General features: G+C 39.2%; 3 protein-coding genes. 1 reads left to right on the top strand and 2 read right to left on the bottom strand.

All coding sequences use genetic code 11. The features are described 5' to 3' along the window. Positions 1–740 (top strand): CPBP family intramembrane glutamic endopeptidase (locus ACWP87_RS13700; protein ID WP_032953788.1); only part of this gene is annotated, 740 nt, incomplete at its 5' end. 315 nt (positions 741–1,055) lie between these two features. Here ACWP87_RS13700 and ACWP87_RS13695 read toward each other — a convergent pair. Both ACWP87_RS13695 and ACWP87_RS13690 read right to left on the bottom strand, forming a co-directional pair. Beyond that, entirely contained in the window at positions 1,056–1,277 is a 222-nt protein-coding gene (locus tag ACWP87_RS13695) for a hypothetical protein (protein WP_155737222.1), read from the bottom strand. 225 nt (positions 1,278–1,502) lie between these two features. Further along, on the bottom strand, positions 1,503–2,078 hold a 576-nt coding region (locus tag ACWP87_RS13690), incomplete at its 5' end, for an ABC transporter permease (protein WP_064561539.1).

Raw genomic sequence — 2,078 nt, 5'->3', positions numbered from 1 at the left:
AATATCAGCTATTATTTCTATATACAGAACTGATCGGCATTTTAAGCATGTGGTTTTACTACCATGATGACGTCATTTTAGTTCCATTCCGAGGAAGAAAACCGATCAGAAGTTATCTGAAAGGCTGGGTTTTTGGCCTTTTCCTGTTCTTGCTAGTCTGGGGATTGATTGTCACTTTGGGTGGATACGATATACATATCGTTTTCGATGTCTCTAACCTCATTTGGCTTCCTTTATTTCTCTTTGGCTTTAGCATACAGTCAATGTTTGAAGAACTTCTGTGCCGAGGCTATGTAATGGGCTACTGGATAAAAGAAAAACGTCCTGTATTAGCAGTTATTATAAACTCAATTCTTTTTTCTTCTTTACATATTGCTAATCCACACTTCGATTGGTATTCTGCAATGGGCCTATTTCTATTTGGAGTTGTGATGTCTGAATTGCGAATTATTAATCATAACATTCTAATGTGCGGCGCTGTACATGCTGCATGGAATTTTTTTGAAGGAACTATTTTTGGGACTACAGTTTCCGGGTTGCCAAACATAGGGCTTGTTTTCAAATCAATGAATAAGACGACATCTCAAATGTTAACAGGGGGTTCTTTCGGTATAGAACGTAGCGGCGTTTCAATTCTTATTTATGCTGTTTTGGCTATCACATTGGCAATAATTATTAAAAAGAGAAAAACGCCAGAATCTCTTTCGTCGCCTACTTATTTACAAGCAGATGATGTCTAAATATGACAACATCTAAAGAGTGAAAGTTAAATATCCGTAGAAGTCCCGAGAAATCGGGACTTTTCGGCATTAAAAAAGACGCAAAGGTTTCTGCGTCGTATAATTAATTCGACCAAAACCAACATATAAGGGAGGCTTTAAGTACAGTCGACTACAGTTCCTCCCGTACAATAAATCTGCCCCATTCTGCTTGCTTTTGATGAAAGTTTATTTAAACGTCACGAATTCGGCAATAATCGTTAAAGTTTCGCCTGAAATGACGTTTAATGGCCATTTCACAACGTTTATCTGAAATGTTTGCTGATTACCATTCGATCATTTGGCAGGCTTATTTGGTGCTGAACGTGGGCGGTGATAGATGCCTGCAATTGTTGCGATGAAACATACGCCGGTACCCATCAAAACGAACCAAGTCCACCAAGCAATGGGGATGTTCATATCGGCTAGATACCCAAAACCATACATCAAGACAAGCTGGCAACTGCCCAAAATGAGGGCGCAGCAAGCTAAGCTAAGACGCTGCCAAATTGTTGTCATCGACCAAAGCCAGGCGCTGATTGTCACTAAAATCTGTACAGCAAAGATTAAGGCCATGAGTAGTTGCAAAATCGTTCTTAAATAAGCCGTGATGACCAGTCCTTTCAAGATCAATAAGCATTGCAGTAGAAAGGCGCGAATCCATTCGTACCAGAATGCTAATTGTAAAACAAATACGATAGCAGTAGAAGGAGTTCGCCCTCATCTATAGTACGACCAATCATCTCAGTAAGAATTGTCAATACCAGACTTCTTACTGGATCGATAAATTCTTTGAAAAGCGAGATGGCCTACATACACGTAAATAAGGGACTGAACACAGAGCAGCAAGAAAGTGTTTATTGAAACGCTGTGCTGGTTGATTAATTGCTTTGAGAGATCGATCCCAAGGGTAATCGGCAACATTCTTCCAGAAATCTGAACAAACTCAGGTAATTGCGTTAATGGGAAAATTGAACCTGTTAAAAATAATAGGAGATACGAAATAACCGACTGAAAAGAGGCGGTTTTTGTATACTTCAGTGTTAAAGCGGCGAGCAGTAAGGAGAAGCCAAAAATTCCAATGCAAGTAATGAAAAAGATCGGTAGTAGCCCGATATGAAATCCTATGTTCAAGTGAAATATGAAGGCAATAAATGCAAGGACGATGAAAACTTTAATGAAGTTAATGATGATCCAAACGGTTGTTTTTACAGTGAGAACTAACTCAAGTCCAGCTGGTCTTAGCAGGAGTTGGTCTAATGTGCCCATTTGTTTTTCTAGAGAAATACTTTCAGAGGCTTCACCGATAATCGAACTAAT

The organism is Lacticaseibacillus sp. 22 (assembly GCF_055413445.1).
This window is presented reverse-complemented; position numbering and strand designations above follow the sequence as displayed.

Bases quoted from the DNA above. Each gene is read 5' to 3' on its own strand.
- ACWP87_RS13695 (WP_155737222.1), bottom strand. From the start codon at position 1,277: ATGACAACAATTTGGCAGCGTCTTAGCTTAGCTTGCTGCGCCCTCATT.